Origin of the sequence: Arthrobacter agilis, from assembly GCF_030816075.1 — a bacterium.
Taxonomy (GTDB): Bacteria; Actinomycetota; Actinomycetes; order Actinomycetales; family Micrococcaceae; genus Arthrobacter_D; species Arthrobacter_D agilis_E.
Genome location: NZ_JAUSXO010000001.1, coordinates 667,065 through 687,497 on the forward strand (window position 1 = coordinate 667,065; position 20,433 = coordinate 687,497).

Sequence of the window (20,433 nt, forward strand, 5' to 3'; positions counted from 1 at the left end):
GCTGGAGTGCCCGCGGTGCGCGGCGTCGCTGCGTCCGGGCACGCTTTATTGTGTTTCCTGTGGCAACAGGATCGGGCACCGGGCCGGTTCGGACCCGGCGTCGGCCGGAGGAAGCAATGGGGTGGGCATGGCGCAGCGTGAACTGAAGGACGCGGCCGCGCTGCGGCGCCTGGTGGCGAAGCTGGTGGACGCGCTGCCCTCCGCGGTCCTCAGCGGTGTCCTGACCGCCGTCGGGGCGAGCACCATCAGGACGCAGCAGGTCTCCGCCGTCACCCAGCAGGTGGACCTCACCGGGTTTCTCGTCTTCTCCGGCATCGGCGTGTTGCTCTCCCTCGCCTACGCCATCGCCATCTGGGGCTGGGAGGCCAGGACGGGCAAGACCCCGGGCAACCTCCTGCTCGGCATCCGCACCACCGACGAACAGGGCCACCCGGCGGGCTGGCTCGCCGTCTTCGTCCGCGGCCTCCTCGTGGGCGTGGCCGGCATCGTCCCCGTGATCGGCCCCGTGCTCATGCTCGTCTCCAACGTGTTCGATCCTCACGACAGGAAGCAGGGCTGGCACGACAAGGCAGCGCACACGCGTGTCTTCGACGTCCGGACCGGGCGGAACCCGCTGGAGACCGGCGGCATCGGCGGCCCCGCGTCCTTCGCTCCGTCGGAGCCCGCGCCCGGTCTGCAGCCCGTGGCCTCCCCGGTGCCGGGCGCACGCGCGGCCGACGGACAGGAGCCCGCCGGCCAACCGGCCGCGGTGTCCGCGCCGGAGCCCGCCTCGTCCCCGGTGCCCGGTTCCTTCCCGGTGCCCGGCTCCTTCCGGGCGGATGCGCCCGACGACGCCACGTCGCGTCCCCTGCGGGCGCAGCCGTCGGAGCACGCACCCGCCGGCGACGGCATGCTGCTTCCCGGCCCCGTCCCGCGCCCGGCGGGCCCGGACCGTCACCGCACGGCAGCGACCCCTGCCGCCCCGGCCGTCGTCTCGTTCGCGCCCGCTCCGGACGCTCCGGAGGTCCCTGCCCCCGCAGCACAGCCGACGGCCCCCGCAGCGCACCCGACCGCCGCCGCAGCGCACCCGACCGCCGCCGCAGCGCACCCGGACGACGACGTCGAGCTGACCCGGGTGACCGCGGGCCGCGCCCCGGGTCCCCTCAGGATCCTCTTCGACAACGGCCGTGAGGTGGAGCTGCGATCGCACGCGCTGATCGGCCGGAATCCCGCAGGGCAGAATGGGGAGATGATCGACCAGCTCATCGACTTCTCCGACCAGGGGCGCTCCGTGTCCAAGACGCATCTCCACGTCCGCGTGGAGGGCCAGGGCCTGTGGGTCTCCGACCGCAACTCCACCAACGGCAGCGCGATCACCGCGCCGGACGGCCAGCGCACCCCCGTGCGCGCAGGGGAGACCCTGCTGGCCCAGCCGGGCTCCACGGTGCACTTCGGTGACCGCAGCTTCCTGGTGGTGCGCCCATGACGGATCACCGGACCGAACCCGCCACGCCGCCACGGGACCTGCGCCTGACGTACGGGTTCGCGACCGACCGGGGCCTGCGCAGGGAACTCAACGAGGACTCCCTGATCGCCTCCGAGCCCATCTTCGCGGTGGCCGACGGCATGGGCGGCCACGCGGCGGGGGAGATCGCCAGCGGCATCTGCGTGAGGACGCTGGGGGACAGCCCCATCATCGGCCGGCACCTGCCGGAGTTCTCCGCCGCCGACCTCGAGGAGCTCATCGAGGACGCCGACCACGAGATCCGCCGTCAGACGGGCGGCCAGGCCGGCACGACGCTCACGGGCGTGGTCCTCGTCCAGGAGGCCGGCATGCCGTACTGGCTGTTCTTCAACGTGGGCGACTCGCGGACCTACCGCCTCAGCCAGGGACAGTTCGGGCAGATCTCCGTGGACCACTCCGAGGTCCAGGAACTCGTGGACATCGGCAGCATCTCCGCCGAGCAGGCCCGCACCCACCCGCGCCGGCACGTGGTCACGCGAGCCCTGGGCACGGGCGACGACGCCGAGGCCGACTTCTGGCTCATGCCCGTCGAGGAGGGCGACCGCATCCTCATCTGCTCGGACGGCCTGAGCGGTGAGATCACGGACGACGGCATCTACGGCGTCCTCAGCACCGTCCGCGATCCGCAGCACGCCTGCGAGGAGCTCGTGGAAGCGACGCTCCGCTCCGGGGCGCGTGACAACGTCACCCTCATCATCGTCGACGCGACCGGCGTGGGCGACGAGGCGGAGATGCAGACCACGGCGCCGCGCGGCGGCACCTTCGCCGCCGACGTGGGGCACGCCGTCGAGACCGGCAGCCACCCCGCGCAGGCCGACGGGCGGATGCCCGCAGGTGCGCACGCGATCCTGCCGACGGACCAGGCCACCGGGCCGTCGGACCGCCCCACCACGGAGGGCCCATGACGACCGATCAGCCGCTGCCCGCCTACGCCTACGCGCCCGGTGACTGGACGGTGCTCGTGCGCGGCCGCGTGCTCGCGGCCCTCCCCGCCGGAACCGCGCCGGCCACCGTCGGGGCCGTCTGGGACGCGATGGACGACGACGCCGGGATCAGCACGCTGCTGCCGCTCGTCAGCGGCGGCTTCGGGGCAGGTCTCGCCGCGATGCCCCCGTTCGCCGTCGCGTCGACGGCGCACGGCCTGCACGTGATCCTGCGCGGACACGTGAGCCTCACCGTCACCGGACCCACGGGGTCCACCACCTACTCGGGGGAGCGGGTCACCACCTGGACCGAACACCTCCTCGACGACAGCTCCTCCTTCACGCTGACCTGCGGGCCGGCGGCAGGCACGGAGCAGCTCCTGCCCCTGGTGGGCGGCGCCGTCCTCGCGGGCTCGATCACGGCGACCCCTGTCGATCAGGACGTCGCGGGCGCCGCGGACGACGCGCAGGCGGGCGCTGCAGCTGATGCGCGCCTGCGGAGGGCCGGCGCAGCGGAGGACGCCGGGGCCGAGGCTTCCCGCATGCCGTCCGCCGCGCCCGGCACGGGCACCGGGACCGCGGCGGTGTCCGCGTCCGTGCCGCTCGCTGAACCCGGCAGTCTCGGCGCCATGGACCCCGAGCTCGAGGCCGAGCCGTCCTCCGCCGTCGAGCCGTCCGACGGCGAGCAGCCTGCAGCGGTGCCGCAGGGGGCCGAACACGACGCCGATGGGTCCGCCCGTCGCCCCGACGACCAGCCCGAGGGTGACGACTCCGCCACCATCAACCCGAGCCTCTACCTGACCAGCGTCCCCGCCGACGTCGCCGACCCGACCGTCGTGTCGGCCGCCGAGCCGCTGCCCCCGGTCACCACGCCCGCATCGGGCGAGGACACCGGATCCGACGGGCCCGAGGGCTCGCCGGGCACGCCGGCGTACGCCGCCGAGGAGGAAGGGACGTCGGGCCCCGACTACGACCACCTGTGGGACCAGACCATCGCCCGGCGCGTCGAGGACGCAGCGGTCCGCGAGGCCGACGACGCCCCCACCCTCGGCTCCGCCCCCGCGGCCGGCCGCCCGGGGACGGACCCGTCCCCGGGCGCGGCGGACCCCGCGGCAGCACCCGACGCCGGACCATCACCGGCGTCCCGCGCCGACGCCCCGGCACACCCGCCCGCTCCGGCGGCCCCGGCAACTCCGGAGCCGGCGGCCCCGCCGACCCTCCTCATCGACTCGGTGCCCTGGGCGAAGCCGTCGGCCACCCCGGCGCCCCCGCAGCCCGTGTCACCGGGTCAGGTGTCCGCCGCGCAGGACCGCGTCCCGGGCACGTCCGCCGGCGACGCCGGGACGACGAGCGATGTCCTCGGCGACCACGACGGCCAGACGATCCTCCGCAGCCAGCTGCCGGACACGCCGGAGGAGGCGGCAGGGGACACGCCGGGCGACCCAGCAGGCGGCACCGGCCCGGCGGATGCTCCGGGCGGTGCGGACCGCGCGGGAACCGGACCCCTGGTCCTCGCGAGGCTCTGTGTCACGGGCCACGCCAACGCGCCCACCAGCTCGGCCTGCACCGTCTGCGGGGCCGCCCTCCAGGCCGAGACCCGGCAGGTGCGCCGCCCCAGCCTCGGCGTCATGAGGATCTCGACGGGCGAGGTCATCGACCTCGACCGCTCCCTCGTCGTCGGCCGGCAGCCCTCCGTCTCCCGCGTGCAGGGCCGGGAGATGCCGCGGCTCGTGCAGGTGCAGTCCGCCTCCGGCGACATCTCGCGGTCTCACGTCGAGGTGCGCCTCGACGGCTGGCACGTGCTCCTGTGCGACCTGAAGGCCACCAACGGGACCGTCCTCATCCGCGAGGGACAGCCGCCGCGCCGGCTCGGCCAGGGCGAGAGCGCGTTCCTGCTCGACGGCGACATCGCCCAGCTGGGCGACGACGTCTCCCTCCGCTTCGAGGACCTGCCGTGAGCACCCGCCGGGCCGCCGCGCCCCCGCCCTCGATCCCCGGGTTCCGCTACGTGAGCCTGCTGGGCTCCGGCGGCTTCGCGGACGTCTACCTCTACGAGCAGGACAGGCCGCGCCGCCAGGTCGCCGTCAAGGTGCTCATCTCCGATCTCAGGACGGAGGGCGCCCGCCGGGCGTTCGAGTCCGAGGCCAACCTCATGGCCCAGCTGTCCTCCCACCCGTACATCGTGACGATCTACGAGGCGGACACCACGGCCGAGGGCCACTCGTACCTCGCCATGGAGTACTGCTCGCGGCCGAGCCTGGACATCCGCTACCGGCGCGCACGCCTGTCCGTCGCGGAGACACTGACCATCGGCATCCAGGTCGCGTCCGCCGTCGAGTCCGCGCACCGCGCCGGGATCGCGCACCGCGACATCAAGCCCGCGAACATCCTCGTGACGGACTACAACCGGCCCGCCCTGACCGACTTCGGGATCTCCGGCACCATGGACACCAGCGGCACGGACGAGGACCAGGGCATGTCCATCCCGTGGTCCCCGCCCGAGGCGTTCCACGGGGGAGGGCTCGACGGCGTCAAGGTGGACGTCTGGGCGCTCGGCGCCACGGTCTACACGCTGCTCGCCGGGCGCTCGCCGTTCGTGTTCCCCGGCATGGACAACTCCCAGGCCGCGCTGATGGACCGTATCGCCACCATGCCGCTGCAGCGCACCGGACGCGAGGACGTACCCGACTCCCTGGAACTGGCCCTGGCCACGGCGATGTCCAAACTGCCGGGCTCCCGCTTCGAGTCCGCCTACTCGTTCGCCCTGACGCTCCAGCGCATCCAGACCGAGCTCGGCTACTCGGTGACGCCGTTCGAGGTGCTCGACGACGCCCCGCAGCCGGACGCGGAGGAGGACGGCGGCGCCGAGGAGACGCGCGTGCGGCGCGTGGTGTCCATCGATCCGGAGTCCACGACCTTCGGACCCACGTTCCCCAACGCGCCCTTCCCGGAGCGCGACGCCACGGGCCGCACCGGTCGGCCCCGGCCGGCCGGCGGCGCCGCCCTCGGCGAGGCCACCGGCCGCAGGGTCGGGTCCAGCGTGCCGGCGGCGTCGGGCGTCCTGCCCGCTCCCGCGCCGGCAGCCGTCCCGGTCGCCCCCGCCGACGCGGGCTGGGGGGAACGCACCGTCCTGCGGGGGGCGGGGACCGCCACCGAGGACCCACTGCCCCTGGACACCACGATGCGCCGCCCGGCGGCGGCCGGTGCCACCGCCGCCGAGGCGCCCGGGGCGACCGCCGCGCCGGCCCGACGGCGGCTCCCGCTGCTGATCGGCGCGGCGGCGCTCGTGGTGCTCGGCACCGTCAGCGGAGCGGCCGTCGTGTTCGGTGGGGGGTCCGAGGAGAAGGAGCCACCCGTGGGGCTGACCCAGCCGCCGTCGGATCCCATGGCGGGCCTCGAAGGCAACGTCCCGGCACCCGAGGGCCTCACCGGCGCGCCGCAGGGCAACGACATCGCGTTCAGCTGGACCAACCCGGACCCGCAGGACGGCGACCTCTACCGCTTCCGTACCGTCACCGTGCAGGAGACGGGCGAATGGGTGAGGACGCTGCAGCTCACGGCCGCGGTGCAGGCCAGCCCGTCCGGCACCACCTGCATTGAGGTGCAGCTCGTGCGCAGCAACGGGCCCGCCTCGGAGCCCGTCCGCCGCTGCTATCCGCACTAGGAGAGGAACACCTTGGGGGAACTCGCACTGGATTTCTGCGGCGAATGGCATGAGCCCGCGGACGACCAGGTCTTCGACATCGGCAGGGAGGGCGACCTCGAGGTCGACGACAACCCGTACCTGCACCGGAAATTCCTGCAGATCGAGCGCCAGAACGGCATCTGGTGGCTGAGCAACGTCGGCAGCATCCTCTCGGCCACGGTCGCCGACGTCAGCGGCGGCATGCAGGCCTGGGTGGCACCCGGCGCGCGCATCCCGCTCGTCTTCGGCCAGACCCGGGTGGTCTTCACCGCCGGACCGACCACCTACGAGTTCGACGTGCACCTGAAGACGCCCGCGTTCCGGCAGGAGCGCCGCAGCGGCGACAGCGCGGGGGACACCACCATCGGGCCCGTCCGCTTCACGGACGCGCAGAAGGCCCTGATCGTGGCGCTCGCCGAGCCGATGCTGCGCCGTGAGGGCACCGGGTTCAGCGCCATCCCGTCCTCGGCGGAAGCGGCCCGGCGCCTCGGCTGGGCGCTGACGCGCTTCAACCGCAAGCTCGACAACGTGTGCGACAAGCTGGACCGGGTGGGCGTCGTGGGCCTGCGCGCCGGCGGCGGGAAACTCGCCACCAACCGGCGTGCCCGCCTCGTGGAGCACGCCATCACCTCCCACCTCGTCACCTCCGACGACCTCCACCTGCTGGACACCCCCGGCGACGCACTGAAGGGCACCCCCGATGACGATTGAGCGGACCGCATGAAGCTTCGCCTGACCCTCCGGCGCGAGCCGGAACCGGCCAAGGACCTCGCCGTCACCGTGGACGGCCTCGCGACCGTCAGCGACGTGGCCCGGGAGCTCTACGCCTCCGACCCCGGGCGAGCGGGCGCCGCCCTGCCTCCCGGCCTCTCCCTGACGGTGGACGAGTCCTACGTGGCCGGCGGCATGCGCGGCCGCACCCTGGACCCGGACCGGAGCCTGTTCGAATCGGGGCTGCGCCCCGGCTCCACGGTGACCCTCACGCAGGTCAGCGACCAGTTCGACGTGCCGGGCCAGGACCGCGGACCGTCGGTGGCGACGCTGCGCGTCCTCGCGGGACCCGATGCGGGCAAGGAGTTCTCCCTGCCCGTCGGCGCCAGCTACCTCGGCCGCGACCGCAACGCCGACATCCGCTTCTCGGACCCCATGATGTCCAAGCGGCACGCGCGCATCAACATTGCGGACACCATCGAGATCATCGACACGAACTCGGCGAACGGCCTGCTGATGGGCGGCACGAGGGTCAACCGGGCCACGCTGACGTCCGCGGACGAGGTGGCACTGGGGGACACGACCATCAGCGTCGTCTCCCTCGGCCGGGCCGGCGCCGGGGAATCCACCAACCCGCTCGTCGAGTTCAACCGCTCGCCGCGGGTGGTGCCGTCGTTCGAGGTGGCGCCGAAGACGCCGCCGGCCGGGCCCAAACGCCCGCAGCCCCAACGCTTCCCGTACATCATGATGGCGGCGCCCCTGCTCATGGGCATGGTCATGTTCGCCGTCACGCGCAGCCCCTTCAGTGCGCTGTTCGCGCTCATGATGCCGCTCATCCTCGTGGCCAACTACTTCGACCAGCGCGGCACGGCACGCCGGAGCTTCCGGGAGGCGGTGGAGCAGTACACGCAGGCCATGGCGTTCTTCCGGAAGGACATGGACCGCCTGCAGCGCGTCGAGCGCGCCGTGCGCCACGCGGAGGCCCCCTCGGTCGCGGACACCGTCGACTCCATCTACAAGCTCGGCCCGCTGCTGTGGACGCACCGGCCCGAGCACGCCTCCTTCCTGACGCTGCGCTTCGGCACCGGGACGGCGCCGTCGCGGGTCGAGATCCGGGAGGGCTCGAGCAACGACACCCTGGCCGAGTACGCGGAGGAGATCGCCAGGGTCGTCGAGCAGTACGCGACCATCGACGACGTCCCCATCGTCGCGAACTTCCGCCTCTCCGGCGCGCTGGGGCTGGCAGGCCCCCGCGGGACCGTCGACGACGTCGCCCGCGGCCTCGTCACCCAGGCCATCGGCCTGCATTCCCCGGCGGAGCTCGTGCTGACGTCCCTCACCTCGGTGGGCTCGAAGGCGCGCTGGGGCTGGCTGCAGTGGCTGCCGCACGCCGGTTCGGTCCACAGCCCGCTCGCGGGCGACCACCTCGCCGCCGGTCCCGCCGCCGGCGCCGCCCTGCTGTCCCAGCTCGAGGACCTCATCGCGGCCCGCTCGGGCCGCCGGTCCGGTGCCGCCCTGCGCGGCAGGCTCGAACTCAAGGACGTCGAACTGCCGGCACCCCTGGTGCCGAGCGTGCTGGTGGTGGTCGAGGACGACGCCCCGGTGGACCGCGCCCGCCTCACGCGCGTCGCCGAACTGGGCGCCGACGTCGGCGTCCACCTCCTCTGGATCGCCACGTCCGTGCCGGCCCTGCCGGCCGCGTGCCGCGACTTCCTCGCCGTGGACGGCGACGCCGCCAACGTCTCCGGGCAGGTCCGCCTCGGCCGGCTCTCCACACCGGTGAGTTGCGAGAGCGTGGACGAGGCGCTCGCCGGGCAGCTCGCCCGCATGCTCACACCCGTGATCGACGTCGGCACCCCCGTGGACGACGACTCCGACCTGCCGCGGGCGGTGTCCTACGTGACGCTCGCCGGCCACGACCTCATGGAGGCCACCGCGGCCGTCGCCGACCGCTGGACGGAGAACAACTCCGTGGCCGCGTCGGCGGTCCCGAACCGGAAGCACCAGGGCTCACTCCGCGCGCTCGTGGGGTCCAAGGGCGTGGAGCCCATGTACCTGGACCTGAAGACCGAGGGCCCGCACGCCCTCGTGGGCGGGACCACGGGCGCCGGCAAGTCCGAGTTCCTGCAGTCGTGGGTCCTCGGGATGGCCGCCGCGTACAGTCCCGACCGCCTCACCTTCCTCTTCGTGGACTACAAGGGCGGCGCGGCCTTCGCGGAGTGCGTCCAGCTCCCGCACACCGTCGGGCTGGTCACCGACCTCTCGCCGCACCTCGTGCGGCGGGCGCTCACCTCGCTGCGCGCCGAACTGCACTACCGGGAGCACCTGTTCAACCGCAAGAAGGCCAAGGACCTGCTGGCGATGGAACGCGAGGCGGACCCGGAGACACCGCCGTCGCTCATCATCGTCGTCGACGAGTTCGCGGCCCTCGCCCGTGAGGTGCCCGAGTTCGTGGACGGCGTCGTGGACGTCGCGGCCCGCGGGCGGTCCCTCGGCCTGCACCTGATCCTCGCCACCCAGCGGCCGGCCGGCGTCATCAAGGACAACCTGCGCGCCAACACGAACATGCGCATCGCCCTCCGCATGGCGGACACGGACGACTCCGAGGACATCCTCGGCGATCCCATGGCCGCCTACTTCAGCCCCACCATCCCCGGCCGCGGCGCCGCCAAGACCGGACCCGGCCGCATCCAGGGGTTCCAGACCGGGTACGCGGGCGGCTGGACCACGCGCGCCCCCGCCCGCCCCCGCATCGACATCGTCGAGATGGACTTCGGCTCGGGTCCCGCCTGGGAACGCGAGGGCGTCGAGGAGGTCGAGGAGGTCGGCGGGCCCAACGACATCTCCCGCATCGTGGCGAACGTGTCGCAGGCCGCGATCGAACTGGGGATCAAGCCTCCCCGGAAGCCGTGGCTCGCGGAACTCGCGGCGGCCTACGACTTCTCGAAGCTGCCGAACCCCCGCACCGACGAGCGGATGCTCCTCGGCGTCGCCGACGATCCCGCGCACCAGGCCCAGCCCACGGTGTTCTACGCACCGGACACCGACGGGAACATGGCGTTCCTCGGCGCCGGCGGATCCGGCAAGTCCGCGGCCCTGCGGACCCTCGCGATCGGTGCGGCCGTGACCGTGCGCGGCGGCCCCATGCAGGTGTACGGCATCGACTGCGCCTCCAACGGCCTGCAGATGCTGGACCAGCTGCCGCACGTCGGGGCCATCCTCGACGGCGAGGACTCCGAGCGGATCGGGCGCCTGCTGCGGTACCTGCGCGGCATCATCGACGAACGCGCCGACCGCTTCGCCGAGGTGCGCGCCGGCACCATCACCGAGTACCGGAAGCTCGCGGGCAAGCCCGACGAGCCGCGCATCCTGCTCCTCGTCGACGGGCTGTCCACCTTCCGCGAGAACTACGAGTTCAAGGGTTCGGCGCGCCATTTCGAACTGTTCCAGCAGATCGCCACCGACGGGCGACCCATGGGCGTCCACGTGGTGGTGACGGGCGAGCGGACCAACGCGCTGCCGCCGTCGCTCGCGGCCTCGATCCAGCGGCGGATCGTCCTGCGTCTCGCCGGCAAGGACGACTACGCCATGCTCGGCGTGCCCAAGGACGTCCTGTCCGCCACCTCGCCGCCGGGCCGCGGCCTCAGCGACGGCCAGGAGATCCAGCTGGCCATCTTCGGCGGCAACGCCAACCTGGCGCTGCAGGCCCGCGAGGTGGAGAAGCTCCGCGACGCGATGCTGCGCCAGGGCGTCCCGCAGGCACCGGGGGTGCTGAGCCTTCCCGAGACCATGGACCTCGACGTGCTGCCCATGGGCGCGCCCGGCAGCCCGGTCATCGGCGTGGACGACTTCAACCTGGAGCCTGCGGCCATCGCGGCACGCGGCGGATTCATGGTCAGCGGGCCTCCCGGCGCCGGGCGCACGGTGGCCCTCGTGACCCTGGCCGCGGCCCTCCAGCGGTCCTCGCCGCAGACCCGCCGCATCTACTTCGGGTCCCGGAAGTCCTCGATCGCGTCCCTGCCCGTCTGGGACGAGGCGTACGCCACCCCTGCCGCCGTCCAGCCCGAACTGGCACGCCTGATGGCGCTGACCACGGAGTCGGACGACGCCGTCGCCTTCTTCATCGAGGGCGTCACCGAGTTCACCGACTCACCCGCCGAGATGGAACTCTCGACCCTCGTGAAGGCGGCCATCAAGGCCAACCAGTGGGTCGTGGGGGAGGCGGAGACCTCCACGTGGTCGAGCGCCTGGAACCTCGCCGGGCCGTTCAAGTCCGGGCGGCGCGGGCTCCTGCTCAACCCCGGCGAGATCGACGGCGACACCCTGCTGAGCACCTCGGTGGGCCGGACGGCCGGGAACAGGTTCATCCCGGGCCGCGGCTACCTCATCGGCCGGGGCAAGGCGTATAAGGTTCAAGTTGCAACCACGATGGGCGGCGCGTCCTAGGTCTCTTTCAGCGCCGGCACGGCCCTCTGGTGGCGCCTGACCCCGTATGGGGAGAGCTCCCCATCGACCGTCCGCGGGGGCTCGCATAGGTTGTTGGTAGTTGCCCGGCCGGACAGACCGGCAGGGCGGCCGGTACCGGGAGAACCGGGCCGGCACACTCGAAAGGTGGGGACAATGAGCAACATCACGCACGGTAACAACCCTCAGGAGATGCAGGAACTCGCGACGCTCCTGACGCAGAAGTCCGAAGAGATCAACCAGATGGTCAGCCAGCTCACCACCAAGCTCGCCTCCACCGGCTGGGAAGGCCCCGACGCAGGCCGCTTCCGCAGCGACTGGGAGGGCCACCGCGCCAAGCTCACGGGCATCGCCTCCGAGCTCGGCACCGTGAGCCAGACCGTCCAGAAGAACAAGCAGGACCAGGAGACCGCCTCGGCGTAGGTCCCTCCGGTCCCGTCCACCGGCCCGCAGCCTCGGCTGCGGGCCGGTGGCGTTCCACGCGGGACACCCGAACCTCAGACGAAAGGCGGAGCCTCCAGTGGCAGACGCAGCACCTGATCCCATCGTGGCAAGCCTCCGCAGGGCGCTCGAGGCGAACCCGGACGACGTCGTCCTGAGGCTGCACCTCGCGCAGACGCTCCTCACCGGGGGCGACGCCGCCGGCGCGATCGCCGAGGCGAGCGTGGCGCTGCAGGCGGATCCGGGGAACCGGCAGGCGCTCGCAGTGCTCGCGGCGGCAGCGACCGCACTGAGTACGCCCGCCGGACCCGCAGCACCCGCCACGCCCGCGGCACCCGCCGGACCCGCTGCTCCTGCCGGGCCCGCTGCTCCTGCCGGGCCCGCTGCACCGGGGGCGTCCAGCGGCTTCGACTGGGAGCAGGCCGAGCACGAGGTGGGCAGCGCCGTGCCACCACCCTTCGTGGAGCGTGTCCCGCTCGGCCCGACGGCCACGGACGACGCCGACGGGGCGCCCGTCGAGGTCGCCCGCGACGCGGTGACGCTGTCCGACGTCGGCGGCCTCGACGACGTGAAGCGCCGGCTCGAGGAGTCCTTCCTGGCCCCGATGCGCAACGCCGACGTCGCGCGGGCCTTCGGCAAGTCGCTGCGCGGCGGGCTGCTGCTGTACGGGCCGCCGGGCTGCGGCAAGACGTTCCTCGCACGGGCCGTCGCCGGCGAACTGGGCGCGACGTTCATGTCGGTGTCCATGACCGACATCATCGGGGCCTACATGGGCGAGACCCAGCAGAACCTGAAGCGCGTCTTCGACACGGCCCGCGCCCAGGCGCCCACGGTCCTCTTCATCGACGAGATCGATTCCATCGGCATGCGGCGCGGCTCCATGGCGGGCGGCGGTGCGGGCTGGCTGCGGCAGATGGTCAACGAGCTGCTGATGCAGCTCGATTCCATGAGCGGCGACAATGACGGCCTGTACGTGCTGGCGGCGACCAACAACCCCTGGGACCTCGACGAGGCACTCCTGCGGCCCGGCCGGCTGGACCGCTCCATCCTCGTGAGCCCTCCGGACACCGGCGCGCGCGCCTCCATCCTGCGCCATCACCTCAGGGACCGGCCCATCGCCGGCATCGACGTCGAGCACCTCGCCGCGGTGACCGACGGGTTCTCGGGGGCCGACCTCGAACACGTGGCCGTCACCGCCGCGGAGAAGGCCATGATGCAGTCCATCGCGCAGGGCGCGATCAGCCCCATCACGATGGAGCACCTCGGCGCCGCCCTGCGCGAGATCAGGCCGAGCACCGCCGCATGGCTCGAATCGGCCCGCAACGTGGTGCGGTTCTCCAACGCGAACGGCCGCTACGACGACCTCGCGGCCCTGCTCGACGGGAAGAAGCGCCGGTGAGCGAGGTCGTCGACCTCGACGTCCTGGCCAACCGCTTCGAGATCCTGGCGGCCCAGCAGCGCGGCGGCGACGCGGTCGACCTGCTGGAGGGGCAGGCGGCGTACCACGGGGACGAACCCCTCTACTGGGCGCTCCTCGGACGGGCGTTCGCGATGGACCAGCGGTTCGTCGACGCCGAACACGCCGGGCGCCGGGCCGTGGAGCTCGAGCCGAACGCGGCCGGCACGCAGATCACCCTGCTGCTCGCGCTCCTCGGACAGCGCCGGAGCGACGAGGCCGTGGCTCTCGCCTGGTCCGTCGTCGAACAGCACGCCGAGGAGCCCGACGCCCACTACTGGCTGAGCCAGGCACTCCTCGCGCGCCGGCGCGACCACCAGGACCTCGTCGTCGCCCACCAGGCCGCCCGCCACGCGCTCTCCCTGAAAGCCGACGCCGGGGCCTTCACGCAGGCGGCGCAGACCGCGTCGCTGCTCGACGACGACGGCGAGGCCCGGGCGCTGCTGGCCGCCGGCCTCGCCCAGTTCCCCCAGGACCGCGAGCTCCTCCTGCTCAGCGGGCGGATCAAGGGCGGGGAAAGGGTCGTGGGATCACGCGAGGAGCTCGTCGGCGGGATCCTCAGGATGAGCCCCCTGGATGCCTCCGCGGAGGCGGACCTCGCCTCGAGCCCGCTGCGCTGGGTCCGCGGGCGCCTCTTCCTCCTCTGGTACCACGTCCTGGCGTTCGCGCTCCTGGCGGTCGTCCTGCTGCCGGTGCCCGTGCTGGTCGCCGTCGCCCTGGTGGGGGCCGGGGTCCATGCCGCCCTGATCGTCAGGAGCTACCGGACGCTGGACGCGGTGCTCCCCGGCGGGTACCTGCGGGAGCAGCTGACGGACCCGGAGCGCGGCAGGAACGGTGCCGCGGCCGGCCTGGCGGCCGCGGTCCTGGTCCTCGCCGGCACCGTCCTCGCCGCCCTCCACCCGGAGCCCGGCCCCGGCGTCGGTGACGGCATCCTCGTCCTGGCCGCCGTCGTCCTCGCCGCTGGGCTCCTGGCGGTGGAGCGGGCGCTGGCACGCCTCTCCGTGGCGGGCCGGTCCGAGGAGCGCCGGCGGCAGGACTACCACCTCATCCGCTTCGGGGACAACGCGTCCTCCTACCGGCGCTACTGGCTGGCCGCCCTCGCCGGGATCGTCGCGGTGATGATCACGGCCAACACCGGGGGTGACGCGACGGCCGGAGCCGGGATGCTCACCGTCGGGATCCTGTGGACCGTCAAGACCCTGGACCTGCTGGTCCATTCGCGGGCGGTGGCCGGCGGCGAGAACCCGTGGGTGACGGGCGCCGCGCTCAGCCGGGCCGGGCGGGGCCGGCAGGCCGTCCGGGGCAGGCTCCTCGGCGCCCGGTTCCTGCTGGTCATGCTCTTCGTGTGCTTCTTCACCTGCTCCCTCGGGTTCGGCATCCTCATCGGCGGGTTCATCGAGGGCGCCTAGCACCGGTGGCCCGTGTCAGGGGCGTAGGGCAAGATAAGGAAAGTGACCACAGGAACCGAAGACGCAGCCCAGACCGCCGGATCCGGCGACCGTCAGCCGCCGGGGGACGAGCTCCGGGCGGAGTACGCGCAGCTCGCCGAGGAGGTCCGTGCACACCGCACCGCCTACTACCAGGACGCCGCCCCCACCATCTCCGACGCCGAGTTCGACACCCTCTTCCGGCGGCTCGAGGAACTGGAGGCGCTCCACCCCGAGATCGTCGCCAACGACTCGCCCACCCAGGAGGTGGGCGGGGAGGTCTCCGCCGCCTTCACCCCCGTGGACCACCTCGCCCGCATGTACAGCCTCGAGGACGTCTTCTCCCTCGACGAGCTGAGGGCCTGGCTGGACCGCGCGGCCGCCGGCGTCGAGGAACGCAGCCCGGGCGCGAGAATCGCCTGGCTGACGGAGCTGAAGATCGACGGCCTCGCCGTGAACCTGCTGTACCGCGACGGCGAACTGGTCCGCGCCGCCACCCGCGGCGACGGGGTCACGGGGGAGGACATCACGCACAACGTCCTCACCATCGCCTCGGTCCCGCAGCGCCTCGCGGGCAGCGACCACCCCGAGGAGGTGGAGATCCGCGGCGAGGTCTTCTTCCCCACCAAGGAGTTCGCGCAGCTCAACGAGCGGATGGTCGCCGCCGGCAAGGCGCCGTTCGCGAACCCGAGGAACGCCGCCGCCGGCTCGCTGCGGCAGAAGGACCCCGCGATGACGGCGGAGCGCCCCCTCGACATGTACGTGCACGGCATCGGGGCGCGCACCGGCCTGGCCGCCGAGACGCAGTCGGAGACGTACGAGCTCCTCAAGGCCTGGGGGCTCCCCACCTCGCCCTACTACAGGGTCCTCGCCACCCAGGACGAGGTCGTGGACTTCATCGGCCACTACGGGGAACACCGGCACGACCTGCTGCACGAGATCGACGGCATCGTGGTGAAGGTCGACAGCTTCGCGCTGCAGCGCGCGCTCGGCCACACGTCCCGTGTGCCGCGCTGGTCCGTGGCCTACAAGTACCCGCCCGAGGAGGTGAACACGAGGCTGCTGGACATCCTCGTGAACGTCGGCCGGACCGGCCGTGTCACGCCCTTCGGCCTCATGGAGCCCGTCAAGGTCGCCGGGTCCACCGTGGGCATGGCCACGCTGCACAACCAGGAGGTCGTCAAGGCCAAGGGCGTGATGATCGGCGACATCGTGGTGCTGCGGAAGGCCGGCGACGTCATCCCCGAGATCGTGGGCCCGGTCATGGCCCTGCGCGATCCCGAGAAGGTCCGCGAGTTCGTCATGCCCACCGAGTGCCCGTCCTGCGGGACCCCGCTGCAGCCCGCGAAGGAGGGCGACGTCGACATCCGCTGCCCCAACGCCCGGTCCTGCCCCTCGCAGCTGCGCGAGCGCGTGTTCCACCTCGCGGGCCGCGGCGCGTTCGACATCGAGGCGCTGGGCTGGGAAGCGGCCATCGCCCTCACCCAGCCCGCCGAACCCGACGTCCCGCCGATCACCACCGAGGCCGAGATCTTCGACCTCACCCCGGAGAAGCTGGCGGACGTCCGGATCGAGCGGGACAAGAAGGTCAAGGGCGTGGTGACGGGCCGGGAGCTCGTGCCCTACTTCTACTCGAAGGGCACGGCGAAGAAGCCCTCCGAGCCGAGCGCCACCACCCGCAAGCTGTTCACGGAGCTGGAGAAGGCGAAGAAGCAGCCGCTGTGGCGGGTGCTGGTCGCCCTGTCCATCCGGCACGTCGGCCCCACGGCGTCACGCGCCCTCGCCACCGCCTTCGGATCCATGGACCGGATCCGGGCTGCCAGTGAGGAGGAGCTCGCGCACGTCGACGGCGTCGGCCCCACCATCGCCGTCGCCCTGAAGGAGTGGTTCGCGGAGGACTGGCACCGGGAGATCGTGGACCGGTGGGCCGCTGCGGGTGTCCGCATGGAGGACGAGGTGGACGAGAGCACGCCGCGCACCCTCGAGGGCCTCACCGTCGTGGTGACCGGATCCCTGGAGCACTACAACCGCGACGAGGCGAAGGAAGCGATCATCACCCGCGGTGGCAAGGCCGCCGGGTCGGTGTCGAAGAACACCAGCTACGTGGTGGCCGGCGAGAACGCGGGCACCAAGCTCGAGAAGGCCGAGGCGCTCGGCATCCCCGTGCTCGACGAGGAAGGATTCACCGCACTGCTGGCACACGGACCCGCGGCGCCGGAGGACGAGCCGAGCGAGGACGAGGAGGCCGCCGAAGAACTGGAGGCCGGAGCCGGCGGGACGGACACCGGGGACACCGGGGACACCGCATGAGCCCCATGTCGTCCCCTTCCGCGCTCCTGCACGTGGCCCGCCACGCCGCGGCGGCAGGCGCCGAGGTGCTCTCCCGCCGGGACCCGACGGCGCTCGAGGCCACCAGCAAGAGCTCGGACAGCGACTGGGTGACGGCGTACGACGTCGCCGCCGAGCGGGCCGTCCGGTCCGTCATCGGGGACTCGCGACCGCACGACATCATCACGGGCGAGGAGCTCGGCACCACGGTCCCGGCCGGGCAGCGCGACGGCGTCCGGATCCGCTGGTCGATCGACCCCCTGGACGGCACCACGAACTTCATCCGCAACATCGTCTACTACGGCACGTCCGTGGCGGCGGCCGATCAGGACGGCACCTGGCTGGCCGGCGTCGTGCACGCCCCCGCGCTGCGCCGCATCTACTGGGCGTCCCGCGGCGGCGGAGCGTGGCTGAGCGACCAGGGCAGGGTACGGCGCCTCACCGGGCCGGGCTCCGACCGGGGGCGGATCCTCGCCACCGGCTTCTCGTACGACGCCGCGACGCGGGCGGGGCAGGTGGACGACCTCGACGGGCTCCTCCACGGGTTCGGCGACCTGCGGACGCTCGGTTCCGCGGCCCTCGATCTCTGCATGGTCGCGGACGGCTCCCTCGACGCCTTCGTGGAGCGCGGGCTGCACGAGCACGACATCGCGGCCGGTGCACTGATCGCCGAGGAGGCGGGCGTCGTCGTCCTCCGGCCGCCGCTGCGGTCCGTGCTCGACGGCGGGCCCACCGAGGCCGAGCGCCTCGCGGCCGTGACGGTCGCCGGCGGTCCCGACCTCATCCGTTCCGTCACCGATCCCACATCCCTCGGGAGGCACCCATGACCACGCCGTCCTGGCAGAAGGTCCTGTCCACGCTCGCCGGCGAGCGGTCCCGCGAACTGTATGCGCGGGCCGTCCTCGGACAGCCGCTCGACGCCGCACCCAGGGAGGTGCAGCGCCTCGTCGACGCCGGGCTCCTGACACCGGAGCAGACCGTCGCCGGCGGGCTGTTCAAGGAGGTGCTCGCCGCTGCCGGGCCGGGCACGCCGAAGGGCGTGGACCGGTTCTTCCGGGAGGGGCGGATCGACGGCCTCCCGCGTGCCGGGCAGGACCGCACCGACCTGCTGGGACACCTCGCCGAGCGGTTGCTGCCCGCCGACGGGGAGATCAGCGAACCGGAGGTCAACCGGCTGCTCGCCACCGTCACGCACGACATCCCGACCCTGCGCCGCGCGCTCGTCGATCACGGCTTCATGGAGCGCTACCCCGACGGCACCGGCTACCGGCGGGTGACCGAGGCGTCCTGAGGGGTGTGGCCTCCGGTCCTGGGCCGCATCCGTTGCGCGGGCCCGCACCTCGGGTCGTCCGCCGCCGTCGCCCCGGAATGTCCCCGACCGCAGTGATAATGGAGCGATGACGGCTTATTCCGGCACGAAGGAGTTCGAAGGCGCGACCTTCGTCAGGGCGAGCTTCAAGGGCGCCACCCTGCGGTTCTCCGATGTCAGCGGTGTGACGATGCGCGGGGTCGACCTGGACGGGCTCGACATCGACAGCCACGACCTGTTCCTCGGCAGCCTCGTCGTCAACGGCGTCGACGTGGTGCCGCTCGTGGACGCCGAGCTCAACCGGCAGTTCCCGGGCCGCGAGCTGCAGAAGGCGCAGACGCCCGACGGTCTCCGCGAGGGCTGGGTGGCTGTGCAGGCCGCATGGCAGGAGACGGTGACGGGCACGCCGCCGGACCTCGTGGACGCCCATGTCGAGGACGAGTGGTCCCTGTCCCAGACCCTGCGGCACCTCGTCCTGGCCACCGATGCGTGGCTTCGAGGGGGGATCCTTCGGGTGGAGCAGCCGCTGCACGAGATCGGCCAGATCTTCACCGGTGCCGAGGAGATGGGCTTCGACATGTCGGTCTTCCGTGCGGACGCCCCGGCGTACGAGGAGATCCTCGAGGTACGGGCCGAGCGGCAACGGCTGGTGACCGGCTTCCTGGCCACGGCCACGGCGGAGCTGCTGGCGGAGGAGCGCGAGAACCCGTGGGGCGGCGGGGACTGGCATCCCACCGTCGGCGACTGCATCCGCGTGATCCTGGAGGAGGAGTGGGCGCATCTGCGCTACATCCGGCGCGATCTCGCCCGTCTGCGGTGAGCCGATGGCGGCCGGCCGGGCGCGCGTGAGCCTCGAAGGGGGAGCGCCGCGATCCGGAAAACCAGTATCGTTACGTGAACACAGCCTCGGTGGTCCGATCACGTACTTCTGACGCTGATGAACGGCCTGTAGAAGAGCGGGCCTGCCAGCCCGGCGGGAGGAACGACCACCCCGCCCTACTCAAGCAGGTTGACTGTGCCAGCAGACGTCCCCCAGGGGCCGCGACCGCGTCCTTCGCGGCCGCCGGCCGAAACACACCCCTTCCCCCACGGGGGGAGCTCCGCGGACGACCTCGTAGTGCCGTACCCCATGGACGGCATCGAGGACCGATTCCCCGGATCCCGATTCCTCTCCGGCCGGGCGGGCCTCACCGCGGAACCACCGCTGGGCGTCGACTCGGCACAGCGAAGCGGCGCCGACGGCCAGGATGCCGAACTACGCCTGGTGCTGCAGCGCCTGGCGGAGGTGACCGAGAAGGTGGAGCACCTCACGCGGGCGGTCCAGAGCCGGGACGTCATCGGGCAGGCCAAGGGGATCCTGATGGAACGCTACCGGCTCACCAGCGAGCAGGCCTTCGAGCTGCTGGTCGCCACGAGTTCGGCCAGCAGCAGCAAGCTGTCCGCCGTCGCCGCCCACCTCACGGCCACAGGAGTGCTGGGGCAGCCACCACAGTCCTGACAGGGCACCACGACGGCGTGGCGCGGGCCCTGCCGTGCCCTCGTGGGGGAGGGTGCGACACGGACCTGCTGCGACACTGGTCGTATGGCTGTCTCCTTCGAGTGCATCACCCGCGCGCGCGTGCCGCAGGCCGAGTTGTTCGACCGTTCCCGGAGCATCGATGCCCACACCCGTTCCATGGCCCGGTCTCGGGAGACAGCCGTTGCAGGCACCACGACCGGCCTCATCTCCCTGGGGCAGCACGTGACGTGGCGGGCCCGGCACTTCGGCGTCCCCATCCGCATGACGAGCCGGATCACGGACATGGAAGCGCCGAACCGTTTCGTGGACCAGCAGATCAGGGGTCCCTTCCGGCGATTCCGGCACGTCCACGAGTTCAGCCACGCCGACGGGATCACCACGATGACCGACCGGATCGAGTTCGCGGCGCCCTTCGGTCCACTGGGACGCGTTGTCGAGAAGCTCGTGCTCGCCCGATACCTCAGGACGCTCATCGAGACCCGGAACCGGTACCTCGTCGAAGGACCCGCCCACCGGTAGCCCGGTTGCCGCACGGGGCAAGGAGCGCGGTCGACGAGGCGACCGCACGCCGGCGCGGGATCGTGCTGGGAGCGATCGTGGCTCCGGCGGTCATGGGTGCCCCACTCGGGTGCGGGGGAGTGACGGGGGCGTGCCCGGCGGGCGACA

Annotated in this window: 15 protein-coding genes; all 15 read left to right on the forward strand. The window is 72.7% G+C overall.

Features of this window, described 5'->3' with window-relative positions; translation table 11 throughout:
- Positions 1–127: 127 nt before the first annotated feature.
- Positions 128–1,465 carry an RDD family protein gene (locus QFZ50_RS02885; RefSeq protein WP_307081733.1) on the forward strand — a complete coding sequence of 446 codons (1,338 nt, stop codon included), beginning with the start codon at positions 128–130 and terminating at the stop codon, positions 1,463–1,465.
- Positions 1,462–2,409 (forward strand): PP2C family protein-serine/threonine phosphatase, encoded by a 948-nt coding sequence (locus QFZ50_RS02890; RefSeq protein ID WP_307081734.1) that lies wholly within the window; start codon positions 1,462–1,464, stop codon positions 2,407–2,409. Before QFZ50_RS02885 ends, QFZ50_RS02890 begins: the two co-directional genes overlap by 4 nt.
- Positions 2,406–4,385: an FHA domain-containing protein gene (locus QFZ50_RS02895; protein WP_307081736.1), complete on the forward strand. Its 1,980-nt coding sequence runs from the start codon at positions 2,406–2,408 to the stop codon at positions 4,383–4,385. The genes QFZ50_RS02890 and QFZ50_RS02895 overlap by 4 nt, the downstream gene beginning before the upstream one ends.
- Positions 4,382–6,091, forward strand: a complete 1,710-nt coding sequence (locus QFZ50_RS02900; RefSeq protein WP_307081738.1) for a serine/threonine-protein kinase — start codon at positions 4,382–4,384, stop codon at positions 6,089–6,091. The genes QFZ50_RS02895 and QFZ50_RS02900 overlap by 4 nt, the downstream gene beginning before the upstream one ends.
- Before the next feature lie 12 nt (positions 6,092–6,103).
- Positions 6,104–6,823 carry a hypothetical protein gene (locus QFZ50_RS02905; protein WP_307081740.1) on the forward strand — a complete coding sequence of 240 codons (720 nt, stop codon included), beginning with the start codon at positions 6,104–6,106 and terminating at the stop codon, positions 6,821–6,823.
- A 9-nt stretch (positions 6,824–6,832) separates the two neighbouring features.
- A complete protein-coding gene (locus QFZ50_RS02910) occupies positions 6,833–11,269 on the forward strand; it encodes an FtsK/SpoIIIE domain-containing protein (protein ID WP_307081742.1) in 4,437 nt (1,478 codons plus the stop codon).
- 174 nt (positions 11,270–11,443) lie between these two features.
- Positions 11,444–11,710: a WXG100 family type VII secretion target gene (locus QFZ50_RS02915; RefSeq protein ID WP_307081743.1), complete on the forward strand. Its 267-nt coding sequence runs from the start codon at positions 11,444–11,446 to the stop codon at positions 11,708–11,710.
- A 97-nt stretch (positions 11,711–11,807) separates the two neighbouring features.
- Positions 11,808–13,127 carry an ATP-binding protein gene (locus QFZ50_RS02920; RefSeq protein WP_307081746.1) on the forward strand — a complete coding sequence of 440 codons (1,320 nt, stop codon included), beginning with the start codon at positions 11,808–11,810 and terminating at the stop codon, positions 13,125–13,127.
- Positions 13,124–14,593: a hypothetical protein gene (locus tag QFZ50_RS02925; protein WP_307081748.1), complete on the forward strand. Its 1,470-nt coding sequence runs from the start codon at positions 13,124–13,126 to the stop codon at positions 14,591–14,593. The genes QFZ50_RS02920 and QFZ50_RS02925 overlap by 4 nt, the downstream gene beginning before the upstream one ends.
- Before the next feature lie 42 nt (positions 14,594–14,635).
- On the forward strand, positions 14,636–16,921 hold the full coding sequence (gene ligA, locus QFZ50_RS02930; RefSeq protein ID WP_307081750.1) for an NAD-dependent DNA ligase LigA: 2,286 nt from the start codon (positions 14,636–14,638) through the stop codon (positions 16,919–16,921).
- 5 nt (positions 16,922–16,926) lie between these two features.
- Positions 16,927–17,766 carry an inositol monophosphatase family protein gene (locus QFZ50_RS02935; protein ID WP_307086618.1) on the forward strand — a complete coding sequence of 280 codons (840 nt, stop codon included), beginning with the start codon at positions 16,927–16,929 and terminating at the stop codon, positions 17,764–17,766.
- A complete protein-coding gene (locus QFZ50_RS02940; RefSeq protein WP_307081752.1) occupies positions 17,763–18,230 on the forward strand; it encodes a DUF2087 domain-containing protein in 468 nt (155 codons plus the stop codon). The genes QFZ50_RS02935 and QFZ50_RS02940 overlap by 4 nt, the downstream gene beginning before the upstream one ends.
- Before the next feature lie 106 nt (positions 18,231–18,336).
- The gene (locus QFZ50_RS02945) at positions 18,337–19,068 is read left to right on the forward strand and encodes a DinB family protein (protein WP_307081754.1); all 732 of its coding nucleotides are present in this window, start codon (positions 18,337–18,339) and stop codon (positions 19,066–19,068) included.
- Positions 19,069–19,365: 297 nt separating this feature from the next.
- Positions 19,366–19,746, forward strand: coding sequence for an ANTAR domain-containing protein (locus tag QFZ50_RS02950; protein ID WP_307081755.1), 381 nt, complete (start codon positions 19,366–19,368; stop codon positions 19,744–19,746).
- Positions 19,747–19,830: 84 nt separating this feature from the next.
- Entirely contained in the window at positions 19,831–20,286 is a 456-nt protein-coding gene (locus QFZ50_RS02955) for an SRPBCC family protein (RefSeq protein WP_307081757.1), read from the forward strand.
- Positions 20,287–20,433 lie beyond the last annotated feature (147 nt).